The organism is Mycobacterium sp. NGS67, from assembly GCF_059812185.1.
In genome coordinates this window covers 156,827-178,293 of the sequence record NZ_JCALCF010000008.1, presented here as the reverse complement: position 1 = coordinate 178,293, position 21,467 = coordinate 156,827, and the positions used below count along the sequence as shown (strand labels likewise).

The window sequence follows — 21,467 nt, the reverse complement described above, 5'->3', positions numbered from 1 at the left end:
TCACGACGCGACGCGCCGACGGGCCGTCGTGAAAGTCACGCTCGGGTGGGTCGGATACCTGCCAGTTGCGTGGCGAACTTGCGCTCGGCGGCCTCACGCAGCCGCAGCAGGTGTTCGGAGGGAAACAGGTCCGGTGCCGGCTGGTAGTCCTTGAGCAGCTGTCGCGCCAGCACGGTCTTGTGCACTTCGGTTGGCCCGTCGGCCAATCCGAGCACGAACGACTCCACCAGATGCTGCACGAACGGCATTTCGTGCGTGGTGCCCAGCGAACCGTGCACCTGCAGCGCCCGGGCCGACACGTCGTGCAGGACCTTCTGCATCATCGCCTTGACGGCCGAGATGTCGGCACGGACCGCCTTGTAGTCGTTGTGCTGGTCGATCTTCCACGCGGTCTGCAATGTCAACAGCCGGAACGCCTCGATCTCCATCCACGAGTCCGCGATCATCTCCTGCACCAGCTGCTTGTTGCCCAGCATGTCCCCTTGGGTGTACCGGGAAACCGCCCGCTCGCAGAGCATGTCGAAGATGCGGCGGACCAGGCCGACGGTGCGCATGGCGTGGTGGATACGCCCGCCGCCCAGCCGGGTCTGCGCCACCACGAACGCTCCGCCGCGCGGACCGAGCATGTGATCGGCGGGCACCCGCACGTTCTCGTAGCGCACGTAGCCTTCACGGCCCCCGCCGCCGAGGGGCTGATAACCCAGTCCCACGTCGCGTAGGACGTTGATACCCGGCGTCTCGCCCGGTACCACAAACATCGAATGCCGTTGGTAGGGCGGCGCTTCGGGGTCCGTCACCGCCATGACGATCAGGAAGGACGCCATCGACGCGAAGGAGGAGAACCACTTCTCGCCGTTGATGATCCAGTGGTCGCCGTCCTGGACCGCCGACGTGGTGAACACCTTCGGGTCGGCGCCGCCGTGCGGCTCGGTCATCGAGAAGCACGAGACAATCCGGTTGTCCAGCAACGGCTCCAGATAACGCTGCTTGAGCTCCGGGGTGCCGTAGTGGGCCAGGATCTCACTGTTGCCGGAATCGGGTGCCTGAGAACCGAATACGATCGGCGCGCATTCGGAGCGGCCGAGAATCTCGTTGAGCAGAGCCAATTTCAACTGACCGTACCCCGGTCCACCGAGATGCGGACCCAGATGGGTCGCCCACAGGCCGCGCTCCTTGACGATGTTCTGCAGCGGCGGGATCAGGGCCTGGCGAACCGGGTCGTTCAGGTCGTGAGATTCCTTGACCAGCAGGTCCACCGGTTCGCACTCGGAGCGCACGAAGTCCTCCACCCAGGCCAGCTGGGCCGCCCATTGCGGGTCAGTCGAAAAGTCCCACGCCATGGGCTGATTCCCTTCTATCGACGTTGAGTCTGCGCCTAGGACGCGATATCAGCCAAAATCGCGCTCTGAGCGCAGAATCAATGCGGGCTTTATCATCGCGACCACTTCTGGCGAAGCGCGGCCGCCTCGCTGGTGGCGTGCGTCATCACCTGGTTGCGATTCTCCAGCTCGAGCGCCGGACCCAGACCCGAGGCGTCCGCATTCACGTGCAGTGTGCGCTTGGTCAGCTGCGTGGCCAGAGCCGGGAGTTCCGCGATGTCACCCGCCAACGCCACCGCATGGTCGAACAGCCGCTCGGGCTCGACCATTTGGCTCACCAGACCCCGACGATCCGCCTCCTGCGCGGAGACCGTGCGCCCGGTCAACATCCAGTCCGCGGCGACACTGGAACCGACGATGCGCGGCAGGTGGTAGCTCATGCCCATCTCGGCTCCCGACAGCCCCAGCAGAATCGCCGCGTTGCCGAATGTCGCTGTCGTCGAACAGATCCGGATGTCGGCGGCCAGGCTGATGGCCAGCCCGGCACCCACACACGGACCGTTGACCGCCGCGATCACCGGCTGCGGAAGGTCGCGGATCGCCTGCGGTATCGCGGCCATCGACTCCTGGAATCGGAGCCGGTCGATGGCCGGATCGTCGGCTTCGGGGATCCCCGCTCCGAAGCCGCGCACGTCGATGCCCGAGCAGAACCCGCGGCCGGCGCCGGTGATGACGACGGAGCGCACGGCACCCTCGGCAGCCAACCGGCCCAACGCCGCGGTGAACTCCGCCAACATCTCTGAGTTGATCGCGTTCAACCGGGACGGGCGGTTCAGCCGGAGTACCACCACACCGGAGCGCGGCGTCTCCCGAACCAGCGTCTCCGTCACACCCGGAGATGATAACGTAATTCTCCGATTCGCATAACGCGCCTACCGTAGTGTGCGTTGGCAATTCGAATTGCGGAGGTGACGTGTCAACAGCCCCGGGACGCCCGCTCCCCCAACTCACCGATCAGAACGAATTCTTCTGGACCGCCGGTGCCGACGGAACGTTGCGGATCCAGGAGTGCCGGGCCTGCGCGGCGCTGATCCATCCGCCCGCACCGGTCTGCCGTTACTGTCGCTCCCGCGACATGGGCGTGCGTGACGTTTCGGGTCGGGCGACACTGGCCGGCTTCACCGTCAACCACCGCTTCAGCCTGCCCGGCATGCCGGCGCCGTACGTCGTCGCGGAGGTGGCGATCGCCGAGGACCCGCGGGTCCGCCTCACCACCAACATCGTGGACGCAGATCCCGGGCAGCTCGAGCTCGGACAACCGGTGGAAGTCGTGTTCGAGCAGATCGACGACGTGTGGCTGCCGTTGTTCCGTCCGGTCGCCGAAGCCGAACCCGGCGCGCTGCCGGAGGACGAGATCGCACCGGAACGCTTCGGCGAATATGTCCGGCCGATGCTGAGCGCCGAGAAGTTCGAGGACAAGGTCGCGCTCACCGGAATCGGCATGTCGCCGATCGGGCGGCGGCTGATGGTGCCGGCGCTGTCGCTCACGGTGCAGGCGTGTGAAGCCGCCGTCGCCGACGCCGGACTGACTTTCGACGACATCGACGGGCTCTCGACCTATCCCGGCGGCGGCAACGTGGGCGGCTTCGGCGAGGGCGGGGTGACGGCGCTGGAAGCGGCCCTGGGCATCCGGCCGACCTGGCACAACGGCGGCATCGAGACGTTCGGTCCGGGCGGGTCGGTGATCGCGGCCATGCTGGCGGTCGCCGGCGGACTGGCCCGGCACGTGCTGTGTTTCCGGACGCTGTGGGAAGCCACCTTCAACGAGCACATGAAGCAGGGCAAGATCGTCCCCTCCGGCGGCCGGACCGCAAGCTGGCAGTGGCCGTTCGGCGCCACCTCCGCCGCGCACACCCTGGCGATGACCGCCCAGCGGCACTTCCACCGGTACGGCACCACGAAGGAGACGCTGGGCTGGATCGCGCTGAACCAGCGCGCCAACGCCGAACTCAACCCGACCGCCGTCTACCGCTCCCCGATGACCATGGACGACTACCTGGACGCCCGGCCCATCACCACCCCGTTCGGTCTGTACGACTGCGACGTGCCGTGCGATGGCGCCGTCGCGGTCATCGTCTCCGCCGTCGACGCCGCCCGGAACCTGGCCAAGCCGCCCGTACTGGTGGAGGCGGTCGGGACGCAGATCGTCGAGCGCATCGACTGGGACCAGAGCACCCTGACCCATGAACCGCAGGTGCTCGGTCAAGCCGCGCACATGTGGACCCGGACGTCGCTGAAGCCCTCCGACGTCGACGTCGCCGAACTCTACGACGGCTTCACCATGAACTGCCTGTCGTGGATCGAGGCGCTCGGCTTCTGCGGTATCGGCGAGGCGCGCGAATTCCTGGACGGCGGCAAGAACATCGCCCGCGACGGCCTGATCCCGCTCAACACCCACGGCGGGCAACTCTCACACGGCCGCACCCACGGCATGGGCCTGCTGCACGAGGCCGTCACCCAGTTGCGCGGCGAGGCCGGGGCGCGCCAGGTCGCCGGCGCCCGGGTCGGTGTGGTCAGCAGCGGCGGGCTGACGCCCAGCGGCGCGATCCTGCTGCGGGCCGGCGAATGAGCAGCGCATGACTCCCCGCCCGCGGGTGGTCATCGTCGACGGCGTACCCATGTCCGGGGTCATCGCCGAGGCGGACAATCCCCAGGCGGTGATCCTGGCCATCCACGGCGGCGGCACCACCGCGGTCTACTTCGACTGCCCCGGGCATCCCGAGTTGTCACTGCTGCGACTGGGTCCGACGCTGGGGTTCACCGTGATCGCGCTGGACAGGCCCGGCCACGGCAGTTCGGCGGCCTACCCCGAGGCGGTGCAGACTCCGCAGCAGCGCGTCGACCTCGCCTACGGCGCGGTGGAACGCATCCTGGGAGAGCGCCCGCGTGGTGCGGGCCTGTTCGTGCTGGGCCATTCGGGGGGCTGCGAACTCGCCACGCGGATGGCCGCCGACGGGCGCGGCGCCGCACTGCTGGGACTCGAACTCGGCGGCACCGGCAGGCGCTATCACGACGCGGCCAAGCAGATCATGAAGGCCGCCGAGGTCAAGGAACGTCCGCCCGGCACCCGCGAATTGCTATGGGAGCCGACGCGGCTGTATCCCGAGGACATCCTGCGCGGCGTCACGAACTCGTCGACATCGCCGGCCTACGAGCGGGATGTGGCGCTGAACTGGCCGCACCGCTACTTCCCGGAACTGGCGCCCTCGGTGCGGGTGCCGGTGCGCTTCACCCTCGGCGAGCATGACCGGGTGTACCGGGGTGACGACAGCAGCCTTGCCGAGATCCGCGAGATGTTCACGCGAGCACCACTTTTCGTCAGCAACACGCAAGGCGATGCCGGGCACAACCTCAGCCTGGGGCACAACGCCGCCGACTACCACCGCAAGGTGTTCGCGTTCGTCGACGACTGCGTAGCCGCGCGCTCGGGCTCGGAGACCGGTTGATGCGCGTCGGGTTCATCGGGTTGGGCAACCAGGGTGCGCCCATGGCACGCCGCATCGTCGACGGCGGCTTCCCGACGACATTGTGGGCGCGCCGGGCGGCCAGCCTGGAACCGTTCGCGGACACCCCGGCGAAGGTGGCCGGGTCGCCGGCCGAGCTCGCCGCCGGAAGCGATCTGGTCTGCCTGTGCGTGGTCGGGGACGCCGACGTCGAGGAACTCACCTCGGGGGACGACGGGATACTGACCGGGCTGGCGCCCGGCGGCGTGATCGTCGTGCACAGCACCGTGCACCCGCAGACCTGCCGGGCGCTGGCGGAAAGAGCTGAGCTGCAGGGCATTTCGGTTGTCGATGCCCCCGTCAGCGGCGGCGAACCCGCCGCGGCCAGCGGGCGGCTGCTGGTCATGGTCGGGGGTGATGCCGACGTGGTCGAGCGCTGCCGTCCGGTCTTCGAAACCTACTCCGACGCCATCGTGCATCTGGGCGACTTGGGATCGGGTCAGACCACCAAACTGCTCAACAACCTGCTCTACACCGCCAACCTGGGCACGGCGGCCGCCGCCCTCGCGCTGGCCCAGGATCTGGGGGTCGCGCCCGCCCGCCTGTCCGAGGTTGTCTCCCGCAGCAGCGGGAACAGCTTCGCGCTCAATTCCATTGGCAGCGTCGGAAGCTTGGACCGCCTGTCCGGTCTGGCCGGCGCCCTGTTGCAGAAGGACGTACGACTGCTGGTGGACCTCGCCGAGCGGGCGTCGGCTTCTACCGGCGCGGTGCTCGACGCCGCCGACGCCGCGCTGGCCTTGATGGGCCACTCCCGATGAGCGTCAAGTCCTTTTCGCCACGCGGGCAAACCGCTACCGTTGACGTTACAGTCGAGCTTTCAGCTGTAATGATGCCAGTCCCCTGCTCAGCATCGAGGAGCGTTCTATGACCACTTCGAAGGTCGTCTTCGATCCGTTCTCGGAAGACTTCTTCAACGGCGCCTGGGACACCTACCGACGAATGCAGGAAGAGGCGCCCGTCTATTACAGCGAGGAGTACGACTTCTACGCGCTGACCCGCCACGAGGACGTGGCCGCCGGTTTGAAGAATTTCGAGACGTACTCCTCGGCGTTCGGCATCGACCTGTCGATGGTGCGCACCGGCAAGCCACCGGCGCAGAAGTCGATCATCTTCATGGACCCGCCCGACCACCGGCACATGCGCAGCCTGCTCAACAAGGTTTTCACGCCACGGGCCATCCAGGCCCAGCAGCCGATGGTCCGCGAGAAGATCGACAAGTATCTGAGCAGGGTTGATGGCGAACACTTCGATGTGGTCCAAGACTTCTCCGGGCCGTTCCCGGTCGAGGTGATCACCACCATGCTCGGGGTGCCCGAAGAACATGCCCAGCGGATCCGCCATCTGATCGACGAGGGACTGCACCGCGAACCGGGGCAGGTTGAGGTCGGCGAGCGCGGCATGCAGGCCAACATCGAAACCGGGATGCTGTACTACGAGATCTTGCAGCAACGTCGCATCGAGCCGCAGGAGGACCTGTTCACCAAGCTGATCAACGCCGAGATCGCGCGTGAAGACGGTCAGACCACCAGTCTGGATGACATCGAAATAGCTGGATTCGCAACGCTATTGGGTGGTGCGGGGGCTGAGACGGTGACCAAGCTGATCGGCAACGCGCCGGTGGTCTTCGCCCGGTTCCCCGGCGAGTGGCAGAAGCTGCTCGACGACCGCAGCAAGATCCCCGCCGCGGTGGAGGAGCTGTTGCGCTACGAGGCGCCGTCGCAGTATCAGGTGCGTTGCTCGACGAAAGACGTTGAGCTGCACGGCGTCACGATCCCGGCCATGAAACCGGTGTTCCTGATCAACGGTGCCGCCAACCGCGATCCCGACGCGTGGACCGATCCCGACACTTTCAACATCGACCGCGATCGGCACGAGGCACTGAACCTGAGTTTCGGCTACGGGATCCACAGCTGTTTGGGTGCGGCGCTGGCCCGGATGGAGAGCGTGATCGCACTGGAGAAGTTGCTCGACTTCATGCCCCGCTACGAGGTGGATTGGCAGAACTGCAACCGCGTACACATGCAGAACGTCGCGGGCTGGAAGAACGTACCCGTGAAAGTCGTGTCATGAGAATCGAAGTCGACTGGGATCTGTGCGAGAGCAACGGCGTGTGCATGGGCATCATCCCCGAGGTGTTCGAACTCGGGGACGACGACATGCTCACGGTGCACCGGACGGAGGTCACCCCGGACATCGAGGAGCAGGTGCGCGAAGCCGTGCGGCACTGCCCTCGGCAGGCGATTTCCCTCGAGGAGTAGCGGGCTCGGCTTCTCGCTGAAACCTACAAACCGGCGAGGATGACGGCGTTGCAGTCGGCCGCCGCCTGGCGCAGCTTCGCGGCGTTCTGATAAGCCTCGGAGTCATACCAGGCGCGGGCGGCATCCACGGATTCGAACTCCAGCACCACGGTCTGGTGCCCGTGCCAGTCCCCTTCGAGGACCGTGGGTGCGGTGTCCACGGCGAGGACTTTGACGCCACCCATCGCCGCGCCCGCGGCCTTGCCGTAGGCCTTCATGCCTTCCGGGTCTTTGATGGCCTCGGTGAGGATCACATACCCTTTGGGTCCGTTGGACATTGGTGAATCTCCTCAGCGCTCTTTGATCGCCTGCTCGGGACAACATTCGATGGCCTCGCGCGTCGCCGCCTCGAATTCCGCTGGTACGTCGGAGGTTATCGCTTCGGCGTACCCGTCGTCGGTCAAGGTGAAGACCTCCGGGCACAGCGTCAGACACATGCCGTGCCCGCGGCAGGACCCGTCGTCGACCCAGACCTTCATGCCGGCGTGAACTCCAGGTGCAGCTCGGTCAGACCGCGCAGGATGTAGGTCGGCACGTACTGGTAGCGACGGTCGCCGGCCGGGCCGTGCACCCGCTCGTCGATCCTGATGTCCGACGTGCGGTCGAGCAGCCGTTCGATGGCCACCCGGGTCTCGGCGCGCGCCAGCGGAGCGCCGGGGCAGCTGTGGATCCCGCGGCCGAACGAGATGTGCTGGCGGGCGTTCTTGCGGGCCGGATCGAACGTCGCCGGTTCGTCGAAGCGACGCGGATCGCGGTTGGCGGCGGCCTGCACCACCATCACCGTGGTGCCGGCCGGCAGGTCGACGCCACCGACGTTGACCGGCACCCGGTTCATCCGGAAGTCACCCTTGACCGGGCTCTCGTGGCGCAGCGACTCCTCGATGAAATTGGGGATCAGGCTGCGGTCCTTGCGCAGTTGCGCCTGGATGTCGGGACGCTCGGCCAACGTCTGCAACGACGCGCCCAGCAGCCGCACGGTGGTCTCCTGGCCCGCCGAGAACACGTTGCTGGCGACGCGAGCCACGTCTTCGACGTCGGGAGTCGAGCCGTCGGGGTAGGTGGCGGTGGCCAGGCCGGTCAGCACGTCGTCGCGGGGCTCGCGGCGGCGGTCGCGTACATAGTCGGAGAACAGGCCGTAGAGGAATTCCAGCGGACTGTGCGCCAGCGCTTCCTTGCCGGTGCCGCCGATGCCGCCGCCCGAATGCTGCCGGATGCCCTTGATGAACTTGTCGCGGTCCTCCATGGGCACGCCCAGCAGGTCGGCGATGACCAGCAGGGTGAACGGCCCGGCGAAACCCTTGATCCACTCCCCTTCGCCGGGGGCCAGGAAGTCGTCGAGCACCTGGTCGGCGAGTAACCACATCGCGTCCTCGTTCTCCTTGAGGCGCTTGGGCGTGATCAGCCGCATCAGCAACGAGCGGTGGTTGGTGTGCGTGGGCGGGTCCAGGGTCGGCAACTGGTCACTGAACGGCAGCTTGTCGCGGTGCTGTTCGATCAGCTCGGTGATGTCGTCGGAGCCTTCGACCGGCACCGGGAAGCCGGGGAACGGTCCGGTCACCGAGATGCAGGACGACCACGTCCCGGCGTCGTTCAACACCGCGCAGGCTTCCTCCCATCCGGTCACCATGGTGACGCCGTGATGCTTTTCCCGGGTGACGGGACACTGCTCGCGCAAGGCCTCGTAATACGGGTAGGGATCCTCGACGAGCTGCTTATCGCGGAAGAAATCCAATTCGGTGAAGTCGTTCACCATCTCCATATCCCATCTCAATCTCGGCAAGCGAGAACGTGCCTCTCACACTTGAGCATTACATTTCCATAGGGGTACGACGCCGTCAACGTGGGCTGCGGCGGGTCGAATCAGCTCGCGGGAACCAGGTCGGCCGCGACCGACGGAACGGACATCACGCCGCTGCGGAACCGCTCGGCCGCAACGGATGCGGTCTCGATGACTCCGGCCGCCGCCAGCGCGCGCGCCTTGAAGATCTGCGCCGCCATGCTCAGCCGGTGCTCGACTACGCCGACACTGTCGTCCAACTCGGCCGGCCAGGTCTTGCCCCACAGGGTGACCTCGGTGACGCCGTGGTCGAGGGCTTGCAGCACCCCGGACCGCACCCGCGGATCGGAGCCGAGCAGATCGGCCGCGGCCGCCAGCGCTTGCGGGCGGGGACGGGTAGCCACCGCCGCCAGCGCGGATTCCAGGTCGAGAGTCTTGGCGCCCAGGATGTGCAGCGGCCGATCGTCGGGGTGGTCGGTGAGCAGCACGGTGACGTCCCAGCCCGCCATCGACCGGTCGAAGAGCCAGCCGCCCGCGAACGTCACCACGTCGGCGACGCTAGAGGCGACGACGTCCAGGCGGTATCTCATGTCGGGTTCTCCGTCGTCCTGGACGGGGCGAAGTCGCGCGCCAGTGTCTCCGCGTACTCCTTGAACACTTCGGTCAGCGGTATCGAAGGATCGAGCAACCATGTCATTTCCATTCCGTGGATGAACGCCAGAATTTCTACTGCCTTGACGGCGGGGTCTATGTCGGCGCGGAATCGGCCGGCGGCCTGACCTCGGCGGATGCCGGCGGCGACGATCTCGGTCGCGTCCCGCTGCCGGGCGACCAGACGGTCGTGCAGGGGGGCGTCGGGGTCGATGTTCTCGCCCAGCAAGACCGTGAACGTGCCGACCAGATCGGGCGCCCGGTTGAAGCGGTCGGCGACCTGTGCGATCTCGCCGAGGAGATCTCCGAAGCGGTCGGAGTGCATGTCGTCGTCCAGGTCCCGGGCGTCGAGCACGGCGTGCAGGAGTTGTTCCTTGGACTCGAAGTGGTGCAGCAGTCCCGCCGGGGTCACCCCGGCTTCCCGGGCGATCTGGGCCAGCGTGGTGTTGCGCCACCCGTTGCGCGAGACCAGTCGCTGCGCCACGGCGAGGATCCGTTGTTTACGGTCCTCCCCCTTGGCCAGCAGGGAGTCGTATGGGCGTGCGTCGGACACCGCGCTCCTACAGATGGGCTGTCTGCAAAACCTACTGAACACACAGTAGGTTGGTTTGCCGACGCTGGCAAGGGCTCTTTTTCCGCTGGATTCAGCCGACCAGTTCGACGATCGTCGCGTTGGCCGTGCCGCCACCTTCGCACATGGTCTGCAGGCCGAAGCGAATCCCGTTGTCGCGCATGTGATGCACCATGCGCGTCATCAATACCGCACCGGACGCGCCCAGTGGGTGCCCCAGCGCGATCGCGCCGCCCAGCGGATTCAGCCGGTCGGGATCCGCGCCGGTTTCGGCGAGCCAGGCCAGCGGCACCGGCGCGAAGGCCTCGTTGACCTCGAAGACCCCGATGTCGCCGATCCGGACGCCGGACTTGGCGAGCACCTTCTCGGTGGCCGGGATCGGGCCGGTCAGCATCAGCACCGGGTCGGCTCCGGTGACCGCGCCGGCGCGGTACCGCACGATCGGGGTGAGCCCCAGCTCCAGGGCCAGGTCGGAGGTGGTGATCAACAGCGCGGCCGCACCGTCGGAAATCTGCGAGGAGTTGCCCGCGTGGATGACCCCGTCCTCGGCGAACGCGGGTTTGAGGGCCGCCAGTTTCTCCACGGTGGTCCCCCGCCGGATCCCCTCGTCCTGGTGCACCACGGAGTCATCGGTGAACACCGGCACGATCTGTTCGGTGAACGCGTTGCCGTCCTGCGCCGCCGCGGCGCGTTCGTGGGACAGTGCCGAATACTCGTCGAGCCGGGTTCGCGAGAAGCCCCATTTTTCGGCGATCATCTCCGCCGACAGTCCCTGGTTGAACGAGAAATCGTCATAGCGGGAAAGCACTTTCGGTCCGTACGGCATGCCCGTCGCCCGGGCCGAACCGAGCGGCACGCGACTCATCACCTCGACGCCGCCGGCGACCACCACATCCTGCTGGCCCGACATCACCGCCTGCACCGCGAAGTCCAGGGCTTGCTGGCTGGATCCGCAGGCCCGGTTGACCGTGGTGCCGGGGATGGTTTCCGGCCAGCCCGCGGCCAGCACGGCGTAGCGGCCGATGTTGCTGGACTGGTCGCCGACCTGGGACACACAGCCCCAGATCACGTCGTCGATCAGTTCCGGGCTGATACCTGCGCGCTCCAGCAGTTCGGTCAGCACGACGGCGGACAGGTCCGCGGCGTGCATGCCGGACAAGCCGCCGTTGCGCTTTCCGACCGCGGTGCGCACCGCTTCGACGATGACCGTTTCACGCATGTTCCGCTCCCCTCGCCCGACAGCTCGCCGAGCGTGTACTGACTGCGAAAAAAGTGCGAAGAATTCGCAGTGGCTACACGTTCGACGCGAGCCTAGTAGCTGCGCGGCAGCTTCAGGACATGAGAACCCAGGAAGTTCAGGATCATCTCCTGGCTGACCGGCGCGATCTTCATCAACCGCGCCTCGCGGAAGTACCGGGTGACGTGATACTCCTCCGCGTAACCCATCCCGCCGTGGGTTTGCAGCGCCCGGTCGGCGGCGGCGAAGCCGGCGTCCGCACACAGATATTTGGCTGTATTGGCTTCTCGCCCACAGGGTTTGCCGTGGTCGTAGAGCCAGGTGGCCTTGCGCAGCATCAGTTCGGCGGCGTCAAGGCGGGCCAGCGAATCGGCGAGCGGGAACTGCAGACCCTGGTTCATCCCGATCGGCCGGCCGAAGACCTCGCGCTCGTTGCCGTACTTGACCGCCTTGTCCAGCGCGACGCGACCGATGCCGAGCGCCTCGGCCGCGATCAGCATCCGCTCCGGGTTCAGGCCGTCCAGGATGTACTGAAAACCCTTGCCCTCCTCGCCGATTCGGTCTTCGACGGGGATCTCCAAGTTGTCGATGAACAATTCGTTGGAGCTGACGGCGTTGCGGCCCATCTTCTTGATCGGGCGGACGTCGACGCGGCTGCGGTCCAGGTCGGTCAGGAACAGCGTCATGCCGTCGGTCTTCTTGGTGACCTCGTCATAGCTCTGGGTGCGGGTCAGCAGCAGGATCTTGTCGGATTCCATCGCTTTGGAGATCCAGACCTTGCGGCCGTTGACCACGTACTTGTCACCGTCGCGCTTGGCGAAGGTGGTGATGCGCGAGGTGTCCAGGCCGGCACCGGGTTCGGTGACGCCGAAGCAGACGTGCACCTCGCCGGTGGCGACCGCCGGCAACATGCGCTGCTTCTGCTCCTCGGAACCGTGCACGACGACGGGCTGCATGCCGAAGATCGACAGGTGGATGGAGCTGGCGGCGTTCATCGCGCCGCCGGATTTGGCGACCTCCTCGAGCAGGATGGTCGCTTCGGTGATGCCCAGACCGTGCCCGCCGTACTCGGTGGGGATGGTCATCCCGAGCCAGCCGCCGTCGGCTATGGCGCGGTAGAACTCCGTCGGGAATTCATGCGCCTGGTCCTTCTCCATCCAGTAGTGGTCGTCGAACTTCGACGCCAGCTCGGCGACCGATCGCCGGATCAGTTCCTGGTCCTCGGTCAGCTCGAAATTCATCCCCGCCACGGGCACCTCCTATTGGCGCGAGCAGACGCAAAAGCCCCCAAAATGGGGCATTTCGAGGGGCTTTTGCGTCTGCTCGCGGGAAAACGGGACCTCTCAGTCCTTGTTGCCGGTAAGAGCTTTCGCGTTGGCCGCGAAGTCCGCGAAGGACGAACCGCCTCGGCTGTCCTTGTCGTGGCCCTGCGCCTTGATGGACACGTCGTGCCCCTCGGCGGCTTTGCGCAGCGCACCGACGGTCGCCTGTTCACGCGAGATGTGGGTGAACGGGTCGAACGAGTACCACCGCATGGCGTTCTCGTGGGTCATCTTGTTGATCTCGTCGTCGGGAACATTGTTGAGGGACAACACATCCCACAACTCTTCGGGCGCGCCCGGCCACATCGAGTCGCTGTGCGGGTAGTCGGCTTCCCAGCAGATGTTGTCGATGCCGATCATGTTGCGCAGCGCCACCCCGACCTTGTCGCTGATGAAGCAGGTCAGGAAGTGGTCACGGAAGACTTCGCTGGGCAGCTTGCCCTTGAAGTCCTGGTGCGTCCAGGCGGAGTGCATCTCGTAGGTGCGGTCGGCGCGCTCCAGGAAGTACGGAATCCAACCGGTGCCGCCCTCCGACAAAGCGATCTTCAGGTCGGGGTACTCCTTGATCGGCCGCGACCACAGCAGATCGGCGGCGGCCTGCACGATGTTCATCGGCTGCAGCGTGATCATCACGTCCATCGGGGCATCCGGCGCGGTGATCGCCAACCGGCCCGAGGAACCGATGTGCACGTTCATCACGGTGTCGGTGTCCACCAAGGCTTTCCACAGCGGGTTCCAGTACTCGTCGTGGAAGCTGGGGTAGCCCATCGCGGCCGGGTTCTCGGTGAAGGTCAGTGCGTGCACGCCCTTCTTCGACACCCGGCGCACCTCGGCGGCACACGCCTCGGCATCCCAGATCACCGGGATCGCCATCGGGATGAACCGAGCCGGGTACGCGCCGCACCACTCGTCGATGTGCCAGTCGTTGTAGGCCTGCACCAGCGCGATCGAGAAGTCGTGGTCGTCAGTGGCGAACAGCCGGCCCGCAAAGCCGGGGAACGACGGGAAACAGATCGAGGCCAGGATGCCGCCGGCATTCATGTCCTTGACCCGTTCGTCCACGTTGTAGCAACCGGGCCGGATCTCGTCGAGCCCGGTCGGCTCGATGCCGTACTCCTCCTTGGGCCGGCCGGCGACGGCGTTGAGGGCGACGTTCGGGATCACCGTGTCGCGGAACTTCCACATGTCCGAGCCGTCGGCGTTGTGCACCAGCCGCGGAGCGTCGTCGATGTACTTCTTGGATAGATGATTCTTGAACATGTCCGGCGGCTCGACGGTGTGGTCGTCGACGCTGATCAGAATCATGTCTTCTTTGTTCATGGCTCCCTCGACATTCTCGAATAGATCGTTCTGAGTGCTCGGGTCTGGAACGGGCGGCCCCCAGGCTGGAATCGACGAGCCGCACATAAGCCAAGCTCTTTATAGGATGAAAACTAGCTTCTCATGCAGCGAGAATCAACATCCAGCATAGTCGGCGGGACACGGCTCCGCGGCTTCGCGCACCTGACGACGGGGGCGAATCGACCCCGGGCAGCGGCGACGATCCCGTCGAATCCGGATGACCATGCGCCGACGGCACCGATCCGCTCGCGCCAGGATTGACCAACCGACCGATCCGTGCAAGTCTATTGGTTGGAAATGAGAATAGGATTCTCGCTCAGTGAGAAGAACACCGAGAGGACCGTCGCCGCGATGCGTCTGCCGCCACTGCCCGCCGACCGGTGGGACGAGGCTGTCGAAGGGGCGCTGGCCGTCATGCTGCCCGCCGAACGGCGCAATCCGCGCGACGCCTCCAACATCCTGGCGACCCTGGTCAACCACCCGGTCCTGACCAAGGCGTTCCTCAAGTTCAACGTCCATCTGCTGTTCTCCTCCACCCTGCCGCCACGCATCCGCGAACTGGCCATCCTGCGCGTCGCCCACCGGCGCAAGTGCGCCTACGAATGGACCCACCACGTCGATCTGGCCAAACGGGAGGGCGTGACCGACGCCGAGATCGAGGCGTCGCGCGCACCCGACGTGACCGCCACCGATCTGGACGCTTTCGAGCGCGTGGTACTGGCCGGTGTGGACGAACTCGACGAGCGCTCTGAGTTGTCCGACGAAACCTGGGCAGCGCTCGGCGAGCGCTTCGACGACCGCCAGCGGATGGACTATGTCTTCACGGTCGGCTCCTACACCATGCTGGCCATGGCCCTCAACACTTTTGGCGTACAGCTCGAAAACGACCACGAAGGAAGGTAGAAGTGGCCCACTTCCCCAAGCCAGCCGCCGGCAGCTGGACAGAGAACTATCCCGAACTGGGAACCGAACCAGTCGACTACACCGACTCGATCGACCCGGCGTTCTTCGAGGCCGAACGCGACGCGGTGTTCCGCAAGACCTGGCTCAACGTCGGCAGGGTCGAACGCCTCCCGCGCACCGGCAGCTACTTCACCAGGGAGCTGCCGTCAGCCGGCAAAGGCACTTCGGTGATCATCACCAAGACCAAGGACGGCACCGTCAAGGCCTACCACAACGTGTGCCGGCACCGCGGAAACAAGTTGGTGTGGAACGACTTTCCGCAGGAGGAGACCTCCGGCACCTGCCGGCAGTTCACCTGCAAGTACCACGCCTGGCGCTACAGCCTCGACGGCGATCTGACCTTCGTCCAACAGGAAGACGAGTTCTTCAACCTCGACAAGAGCCAGTTCGGCCTGGCGCCGGTCCGTTGCGAAGTGTGGGAAGGCTTCATCTTCATCAACTTCGACGACAATGCCGCGCCGCTGACCGACTACCTCGGACCGCTGGCCAAGAGCATCGAAGGCTATCCCTTCGGCGAGATGACCGAGACCTACTCCTACCGGGCCGAGGTCGGCAGCAACTGGAAGCTGTTCATCGACGCGTTCGTCGAGTTCTACCACGCGCCGATCCTGCACCAGGGGCAGTACACCAAGGAAGAAGCTGCCAAGATCCAGAAGTTCGGCTACGAGGCGCTGCACTACGAACTGGCCGGACCGCACAACCTGCAGTCGACGTGGGGTGGTCAGGCGCCGCCGTCGGACATGTCCATGGTCAAGCCGATGGACCAGGTGCTGCGCAGCGGTCTGTTCGGCCCGTGGGACAAGCCGGAGATCATCGAAAACCTGGAATTACCACCGGGTGTCAACGTGAAGCGGGTGCCGCAGTGGGGCATCGACTCGTGGCTGTTCTATCCGAACTTCATGCTGCTGATCTGGGAGCCGGGCTGGTACCTGACTTACCACTACTGGCCGACCGCGGTGGACAAACACATCTTCGAATCGTCGCTGTACTTCGTGCCGCCGCGCAATGCGCGGGAACGCCTGGCCCAGGAGCTGGCCGCCGTGACATTCAAGGAGTACGCGTTGCAGGACGCCAACACCCTGGAAGCCACCCAGACCATGATCGGCACCCGGGCGGTCAAGGAATTCCTGCTGTGCGACCAGGAAGTGCTGATCCGCCATCTGCACCACACCACCGCCAACTACGTCAAGGAGCACCAGCGCAATGTCGCTACCGTCTGAATTCGCGGCCCTGGAGCCGTATTTGGATTGGGATCTGGCCACCGAGCCCGAGCGTTACGCCAAGCGGTTGGCCTCGTCGATGTCGGAGATGCAGGACTTCTACGACGTCGCGTTCCCGTTGCTCAACGACGTGATCGCGTACTGCGACAAGTTCCCGATCGACGACTTGCCCGACGATGCCAAGACCCTGATGCACATCATGCAGTCGCTGGTGATGGTGTCGTTCCCGATCGAGGCCTGGAAGCAGCCCCGGGTGCCCGACAGCGGCGCGGCGTGGGTTGAAGTCCTTCGCGAACCGGTGATTTAACCGGTGCTGACGCTCAAGGCCGCCGGGCTGCTCGACGTCGACGCCGGAGATATCGTCCGGCCCGGCATCCTGCGGATCGACGGTGACCGGATCGTCGGCGTCGGAGGTGAACCCGAGGGCGACACAATAGATCTCGGGGATCAGATCCTGCTGCCGGGGCTGATGGACATGGAGGTGAACCTGCTGATGGGTGGTCGCGGCGAGCGGCCGGGACTGTCTCAGGTTCAAGACGACCCGCCGACCCGGGTGCTGCGTGCGGTCGGCAACGCCCGGCGCACGCTGCGTGCCGGGTTCACCACGGTGCGCAACCTCGGGCTGTTCGTCAAGACCGGCGGCTACCTGCTGGATGTGGCACTCGGCAAGGCGATCGACGCGGGCTGGATCGAGGGTCCACGGATTGTGCCTGCCGGACATGCGATTACGCCGACGGGTGGGCATCTGGACCCGACGATGTTCGCCGCGTTTGCGCCGCACGCGCTGGAGCTGACGGTGGAGGAGGGCATCGCCAACGGGGTCGACGAGATCCGCAAAGCGGTGCGCTACCAGATCAAGCACGGCGCGCAGCTGATCAAAGTCTGCGTTTCCGGCGGCGTGATGTCGTTGACCGGTGAGGCCGGCGCACAACACTATTCGGACGAAGAGTTGCGCGCCATCGTCGACGAGGCGCACCGGCGCGGGCTGCGCGTCGCCGCGCACACGCACGGAGCGGAAGCGGTCAAGCACGCCGTTGCCTGCGGTATCGACTGCATCGAACACGGCTTCCTGATGGACGACGAGGCGATCCAGATGCTGGTCGACAACGACCGGTTCCTGGTGACCACCCGTCGGCTCGCCGAGGCGATGGACGTGTCGCACGCCCCGAAAGAGTTGCAGGACAAGGCCGCCGAGATGTTTCCGAAGGCCAAGACGTCGATCAAGGCCGCCTACGAGGCCGGGGTGAAGATCGCGGTCGGCACCGACGCGCCGGCGATACCGCACGGCAAGAACGCCGACGAACTCGTCACCCTGGTGGATTGGGGCCTGCCGCCGTTGGCGGTGCTGCGCGCCGCTACCGTGACGGCAGCGGATCTGATCAATTCCAAAGACCTGGGCAGGCTGGCCGAAGGCATGCTCGCCGACGTCATCGCGGTGCCGGGAAACCCGTTGGAAGACATCACCGTTACCCGTAACGTCAGCTTTGTCATGAAAGGCGGCAAGGTCTATGCCAACCAGAACTGACGATTTGGTCGAGATCCAGCAGCTACTGGCTCGATACGCGGTAACCATCACCCAGGGTGACATCGACGGACTCGTCGGCGTCTTCACCCCGGACGGGACCTACAGCGCGTTCGGCGACACCTACACCCTGGACCGGTTCCCGGAACTGGTGGCCGCCGCACCCAAGGGCCTGTTCATGACCGGCACCTCGTTGGTCGAGAATCTCGATGGCGACACGGCAACCGGCACCCAGCCGCTGTGCTTCATCGAGCACTCGGCACACGACATGCGCATCGGTTACTACCGCGACACCTATCTGCGGACCGCCGATGGCTGGCGGCTGAAAACCCGTGCCATGACATTCATTCGACGTAGCGGGGTGCACGACTCGGGGCGCCCGCACGCCGTCGGTCGCCCTACGCCGTGAATTCTGGCACCGTCACGGTCGAGCAGTTCCGGGCCGATTTGTGCGCGTGGCTCGACGACCATGACCTAACGCCTGGGCCCGACCATTCGCTGCAGGGTCATATGCGGCAATTCGCCCGAGTCAGCGAGGCACTGTACGACGCGGGTTGGATGCGTTACGGCTGGCCGGTCGAAGTCGGCGGGCTGGGTGGGCCCGCTCTGCTGCGCGCGATCGTCGGCGAGGAGGTGGTCGGCCGGCGGTTGGCCGAGCCCGGCCCTTACTCGATGCTGGAGGTCCTCGCCCCGACGATGATCGATTATGCGCCAACCGAACTCGCTGCCGAAATGGTGCCGTTGCTGCTCAGCGGGCGCGAGCAGTGGTGTCAGGGGTTCTCCGAACCGGGGTCGGGAAGCGATCTGGCCTCGCTGACCACGCGCGCCGCCCAGGACGGGGACAACTGGATCGTCAACGGGCAGAAGGTCTGGACCAGTTTCGCGCAGTACTCCACCCGGTGCGTCCTGCTCACCCGCACCGCGCCCGGCCATGACGGCATCACCGCGTTCTTCGTCGACATGGACACACCGGGCATCACCGTCCGGCCGCTGCACACCATGCACGGCGTCGACGAATTCTGCGAGGTCTATTACGACGACGTGGTGGTCCCGTCCAGCCGGATGCTCGGCAAGCCGGGAGACGGCTGGCGCCTGGCGATGGATCTGTTGCCCTATGAACGCTCGACCTGTTTCTGGCAGCGGATCGCCTATCTGTACTCACGTTTCGACGCACTCATATCCGAAGTGACTGCCGCTGACGAATCCGCTTTGGGCGCAGCCTATCTCGCGTTGCATACGCTGCGCTGCCGGTCCCGCGCCACCCAGCACCGGCTGGCCGACGGGGCCAGATTGGGCCCGGACACCTCCATCGACAAGGTGCTGCTGGCCGGCGCCGAGCAGAAGCTCTACGACACCGTGCACGACCTGCTGCCAGGCGCGCTGGAACTCGACGACACGCCGTGGCGGCCCGAGTACCTGTACTCCCGCGCGGCCACCATCTATGGCGGCACCGCCGAGATCCAGCGCAACATCATCGCCCGCCGGCTGTTGGATCTCGGGAAGGAGTGACGGTGTGACCGATCCCGAAGAACTGCGCATGATCGCCGATTCGCTGCGGACCGCGATGAATGCGCATTCCGGTTCGCGACTCGACTCCGCGCTGGCAGAGTTGGGCTGGCTCGACATGCTGGACGAGATCCCCGACACGGCAATACCTTTGGTCTTCGGATTGCTCGGCGAAACCGGCGCGCACGCCTCGGTTCTGAACGACGTCGTAGGGCAGCCGGGTGGCGAGCCGGTGCCGCTGCCCTACGCCGGCGGGTCCTGGGTGGTCTGGGAACGCACCGACCAGGACACGTCAGCCTTGGACGACGACATTCCGATACACCGGGTGCCCACCGGAGAGCCCCTGACGCCCTCGGTGCTGGCCGCGGGTCGACGGGCGCTGGGCTGGTGGCTGGTCGGCACCAGCCGGGCCATGCTGGCGCTGGCCCGTCAGCACGCCCTCGACCGTGTCCAGTTCGGCCGTCCCATCGCCTCTTTCCAGGCCGTGCGGCACCGGCTCGCCGAAACGCTGGTCGCGATCGAGGGCGCCGAGGCCACCCTGCAGGTTGCCGCGGACCATGACGACGAACTGGCCAGCCTGCTGGCCAAAGCCGCTGCCGGTCAGGCGGCGCTGACCGCAGCACGGCATTGCCAGCAGGTGCTCGGTGGCATCGGCTTCACCGCCGAACACCGGTTGCATCGTCACGTCAAGCGGGCGTTGCTGTTCGACGGGCTGCTCGGCAGCTCCCGCGAACTGACCCGCGAGGCGGGGGCGGTACTGCGGCAGCGGGGTTCGGCGCCCCGCCTGGCCCACCTCTAACGCCGAGTGTGAATCCCACGACGTGACACGCCGTCGGCCCGTCGTGAGATTCACACTCGCGCAGGCTGATAACTAATTGCGCGGCAGTCCCAGTATCCGCTCGGCGATGATGTTGCGCTGGATCTCCGAAGTGCCACCTGCGATGGTGCCGGCGAAGCTGCGCGCGTACCGGTCGAACCAGCTGCCGCTGTGGGCGTCGAGGTCCAGCGGCGCGAACTGCGCAGTGACCGCAGGATGTACCAGGCCGTCGGCGCCGGTGGCGTGCAACGCCTCCTCCGAAGCGCGTTGCAGGGCTTCGGATCCCAGCAGCTTGAGCACCGACTGGGCGGGCACGTCCTCCTCGCCGCGGGCGGCACGGGCCGTCGCCGCCGACCCCAGCAGATGCATCGCCCGGGCATCCATCACCAGCGTCGCGTAACGATCCCGTTCCAGCACCCCGGACGGCGTGTAGTCGACCGTCATCTGGTCCAACAGGTTGGCGTAATCCATCCACAGCATGGCGCGTTCGTGGCCCAGCGAACCGGTCGCCACCCGCCAACCGCCGTTGAGGGCGCCCACCAGATTCTCGGCCGGCACCCGCGCATCGGTGAAGAACACCTCGTTGAACTCGACGTCGTCGTGGTCACACACCGACGGAAACGGTCGCCGCACCACGCCGGGTGTATCCGTCGGAATCATCAGGGCACTGATGCCCTTGTGTTTCGGCGCGTCGGGATCGGTGCGCACGAACGTCAGCAACACGTCGGCGTGGTGGGCGCCGGAAGTCCAGACCTTCTGACCGTTGACCACGAAATGGTCTCCGTCGAGCACCGCCTTGGTCTTCAGCGACGCCAGGTCCGACCCCGCGCCGGGCTCGCTCATGCCCAGCGAGGCGGTGATCTCGGCCCGCAGGATCGGTACCGCCCAGCGCCGCTTCTGCTCGTCGGTGCCGAACGACAGCAGCGACGCGGCGATGATCCCCACACCTTGGGGATTGAAGCTGCGGTAGATCCGCCGCCGGGCCAACTCCTCGGCGCACACGTACTGCTGCAGCAAAGTGGCGTTGCGGCCGCCGAATTCCGGCGGATTCCCGGGTAGTAGCCAGCCGTGGTCGAACATCCGGCGTTGCCAGCGCACCGCCCACTCCGGCAGGTGCGAGCACGAGAGCGGCCGCTCGATTCCCTCGGCCCCGTCCGGCAGGTGCTCGTCGAGAAACGCAATGAATTCGGCGCGGAATGCCTCGATGTCGGCGTCGAAACTCAGCTGCACGGCGCTCGCTCCTAGCTGTCCGGAGCTCTCCCGAGCCCCTGTTCTCGGAAATCTGCTTCCCAAACACGCGTCAAAGAGAATAGTATTCTCGTCGTGAGGAAGTTACAATCTCCTGGTCACCGTCCGCGAGG

At 66.0% G+C, this 21,467-nt stretch carries 23 protein-coding genes; 12 read left to right on the top strand and 11 right to left on the bottom strand.

Features of this window, described 5'->3' with window-relative positions:
• Positions 1–35 precede the first annotated feature (35 nt).
• Together AC5Y4D_RS10040 and AC5Y4D_RS10035 are read right to left on the bottom strand one after the other, a co-directional pair.
• Positions 36–1,340, bottom strand: a complete 1,305-nt coding sequence (locus AC5Y4D_RS10040; protein WP_500037077.1) for an acyl-CoA dehydrogenase family protein — start codon at positions 1,338–1,340, stop codon at positions 36–38.
• A gap of 92 nt (positions 1,341–1,432) precedes the next feature.
• On the bottom strand, positions 1,433–2,209 hold the full coding sequence (locus AC5Y4D_RS10035; RefSeq protein WP_500037076.1) for an enoyl-CoA hydratase/isomerase family protein: 777 nt from the start codon (positions 2,207–2,209) through the stop codon (positions 1,433–1,435).
• A gap of 83 nt (positions 2,210–2,292) precedes the next feature.
• Between AC5Y4D_RS10035 and AC5Y4D_RS10030 the strand changes: the two genes are divergently transcribed.
• The 5 genes from AC5Y4D_RS10030 (at position 2,293) to AC5Y4D_RS10010 (ending at position 7,140) form a co-directional block, all read left to right on the top strand.
• Entirely contained in the window at positions 2,293–3,948 is a 1,656-nt protein-coding gene (locus AC5Y4D_RS10030) for a thiolase C-terminal domain-containing protein (RefSeq protein ID WP_499946434.1), read from the top strand.
• 7 nt (positions 3,949–3,955) lie between these two features.
• Positions 3,956–4,825, top strand: a complete 870-nt coding sequence (locus tag AC5Y4D_RS10025) for an alpha/beta hydrolase (RefSeq protein WP_499946435.1) — start codon at positions 3,956–3,958, stop codon at positions 4,823–4,825.
• Positions 4,825–5,640 (top strand): NAD(P)-dependent oxidoreductase, encoded by an 816-nt coding sequence (locus AC5Y4D_RS10020; RefSeq protein WP_499946436.1) that lies wholly within the window; start codon positions 4,825–4,827, stop codon positions 5,638–5,640. The genes AC5Y4D_RS10025 and AC5Y4D_RS10020 overlap by 1 nt, the downstream gene beginning before the upstream one ends.
• A gap of 106 nt (positions 5,641–5,746) precedes the next feature.
• Positions 5,747–6,952 (top strand): cytochrome P450, encoded by a 1,206-nt coding sequence (locus tag AC5Y4D_RS10015; protein ID WP_500037075.1) that lies wholly within the window; start codon positions 5,747–5,749, stop codon positions 6,950–6,952.
• Positions 6,949–7,140 (top strand): ferredoxin, encoded by a 192-nt coding sequence (locus AC5Y4D_RS10010; RefSeq protein ID WP_500037074.1) that lies wholly within the window; start codon positions 6,949–6,951, stop codon positions 7,138–7,140. Before AC5Y4D_RS10015 ends, AC5Y4D_RS10010 begins: the two co-directional genes overlap by 4 nt.
• A 23-nt stretch (positions 7,141–7,163) precedes the next feature.
• On the opposite strand, the gene AC5Y4D_RS10005 is transcribed toward AC5Y4D_RS10010, so the two are convergent.
• From AC5Y4D_RS10005 to AC5Y4D_RS09970, 8 genes are all read right to left on the bottom strand, one after another.
• Positions 7,164–7,457, bottom strand: coding sequence for a DUF1330 domain-containing protein (locus AC5Y4D_RS10005; RefSeq protein WP_499946439.1), 294 nt, complete (start codon positions 7,455–7,457; stop codon positions 7,164–7,166).
• Between the two features lie 12 nt (positions 7,458–7,469).
• A complete protein-coding gene (locus AC5Y4D_RS10000) occupies positions 7,470–7,658 on the bottom strand; it encodes a ferredoxin (protein WP_499946440.1) in 189 nt (62 codons plus the stop codon).
• Positions 7,655–8,932 (bottom strand): cytochrome P450, encoded by a 1,278-nt coding sequence (locus tag AC5Y4D_RS09995; RefSeq protein WP_499946441.1) that lies wholly within the window; start codon positions 8,930–8,932, stop codon positions 7,655–7,657. The genes AC5Y4D_RS10000 and AC5Y4D_RS09995 overlap by 4 nt, the downstream gene beginning before the upstream one ends.
• A 107-nt stretch (positions 8,933–9,039) precedes the next feature.
• Positions 9,040–9,546, bottom strand: a complete 507-nt coding sequence (locus AC5Y4D_RS09990) for a hypothetical protein (protein ID WP_499946442.1) — start codon at positions 9,544–9,546, stop codon at positions 9,040–9,042.
• Positions 9,543–10,160: a TetR/AcrR family transcriptional regulator gene (locus AC5Y4D_RS09985; protein ID WP_499946443.1), complete on the bottom strand. Its 618-nt coding sequence runs from the start codon at positions 10,158–10,160 to the stop codon at positions 9,543–9,545. Before AC5Y4D_RS09985 ends, AC5Y4D_RS09990 begins: the two co-directional genes overlap by 4 nt.
• Before the next feature lie 91 nt (positions 10,161–10,251).
• Positions 10,252–11,397: a thiolase family protein gene (locus AC5Y4D_RS09980; RefSeq protein ID WP_500037073.1), complete on the bottom strand. Its 1,146-nt coding sequence runs from the start codon at positions 11,395–11,397 to the stop codon at positions 10,252–10,254.
• A gap of 92 nt (positions 11,398–11,489) precedes the next feature.
• Positions 11,490–12,656: an acyl-CoA dehydrogenase family protein gene (locus AC5Y4D_RS09975; RefSeq protein WP_500037115.1), complete on the bottom strand. Its 1,167-nt coding sequence runs from the start codon at positions 12,654–12,656 to the stop codon at positions 11,490–11,492.
• Between the two features lie 102 nt (positions 12,657–12,758).
• Complete coding sequence (locus tag AC5Y4D_RS09970) at positions 12,759–14,057, bottom strand: amidohydrolase family protein (RefSeq protein ID WP_499943430.1); 1,299 nt, start codon at positions 14,055–14,057, stop codon at positions 12,759–12,761.
• 372 nt (positions 14,058–14,429) lie between these two features.
• On the opposite strand from AC5Y4D_RS09970, the gene AC5Y4D_RS09965 reads away from it, so the two are divergent.
• Genes AC5Y4D_RS09965 through AC5Y4D_RS09935 form a run of 7 tightly spaced genes read left to right on the top strand, consistent with a single transcriptional unit; the run spans position 14,430 to position 20,088 of the window.
• Positions 14,430–14,981: a carboxymuconolactone decarboxylase family protein gene (locus AC5Y4D_RS09965; protein ID WP_499943669.1), complete on the top strand. Its 552-nt coding sequence runs from the start codon at positions 14,430–14,432 to the stop codon at positions 14,979–14,981.
• 2 nt (positions 14,982–14,983) lie between these two features.
• Entirely contained in the window at positions 14,984–16,261 is a 1,278-nt protein-coding gene (locus AC5Y4D_RS09960) for an aromatic ring-hydroxylating oxygenase subunit alpha (protein WP_499943431.1), read from the top strand.
• Complete coding sequence (locus AC5Y4D_RS09955) at positions 16,245–16,568, top strand: hypothetical protein (protein ID WP_499943432.1); 324 nt, start codon at positions 16,245–16,247, stop codon at positions 16,566–16,568. Before AC5Y4D_RS09960 ends, AC5Y4D_RS09955 begins: the two co-directional genes overlap by 17 nt.
• Positions 16,569–16,571: 3 nt before the next feature.
• A complete protein-coding gene (locus AC5Y4D_RS09950) occupies positions 16,572–17,786 on the top strand; it encodes a metal-dependent hydrolase family protein (protein WP_499943433.1) in 1,215 nt (404 codons plus the stop codon).
• Positions 17,770–18,192 carry a nuclear transport factor 2 family protein gene (locus AC5Y4D_RS09945; RefSeq protein WP_499943434.1) on the top strand — a complete coding sequence of 141 codons (423 nt, stop codon included), beginning with the start codon at positions 17,770–17,772 and terminating at the stop codon, positions 18,190–18,192. The genes AC5Y4D_RS09950 and AC5Y4D_RS09945 overlap by 17 nt, the downstream gene beginning before the upstream one ends.
• Positions 18,189–19,292: an acyl-CoA dehydrogenase family protein gene (locus tag AC5Y4D_RS09940; RefSeq protein WP_499943435.1), complete on the top strand. Its 1,104-nt coding sequence runs from the start codon at positions 18,189–18,191 to the stop codon at positions 19,290–19,292. Before AC5Y4D_RS09945 ends, AC5Y4D_RS09940 begins: the two co-directional genes overlap by 4 nt.
• A gap of 28 nt (positions 19,293–19,320) precedes the next feature.
• Positions 19,321–20,088 carry an acyl-CoA dehydrogenase family protein gene (locus tag AC5Y4D_RS09935; RefSeq protein WP_499943670.1) on the top strand — a complete coding sequence of 256 codons (768 nt, stop codon included), beginning with the start codon at positions 19,321–19,323 and terminating at the stop codon, positions 20,086–20,088.
• 72 nt (positions 20,089–20,160) lie between these two features.
• Here the strand turns inward: AC5Y4D_RS09935 and AC5Y4D_RS09930 are convergent, their stop codons facing one another.
• A complete protein-coding gene (locus AC5Y4D_RS09930) occupies positions 20,161–21,336 on the bottom strand; it encodes an acyl-CoA dehydrogenase family protein (protein ID WP_499990188.1) in 1,176 nt (391 codons plus the stop codon).
• Positions 21,337–21,467 lie beyond the last annotated feature (131 nt).